1 pseudogene is annotated in these 254 nt (G+C 72.4%); it reads right to left on the reverse strand.

Annotation, left to right across the window (positions count from 1 at the left end):
• A pseudogene (locus SB751_RS33060) lies at positions 1-254 on the reverse strand (PLP-dependent aminotransferase family protein); the annotation flags it as partial.

A 254-nucleotide genomic window follows, 5' to 3' on the forward strand; every position in this document is an offset into this window, starting at 1 on the left:
GCCCGTCGGCCAGGTAGCGCAGGGCGATGGCGCGGCGCAAGGCTGCGTCGCCCGGGCTGAGGTCGTCGATGGAACCCCACGGGTCCAGCTGCTGCACGGTGGCGGCCATGAATTTCGCCAGCCTGCCGTACGGCAGCAGCGACGGGCTGGGAAACGCCGAGCCGAACGGCAGCATGTCGCGCCGCAGGGTGGCGTTGAGCACCTGCAGCACGTTGTCGCTGACGTCCACCGGATGGCGGCCGGCGGCGGCGCTG

This window comes from Cupriavidus sp. SIMBA_020 (assembly GCF_046535395.1).
GTDB lineage: Bacteria > Pseudomonadota > Gammaproteobacteria > Burkholderiales > Burkholderiaceae > Cupriavidus > Cupriavidus campinensis.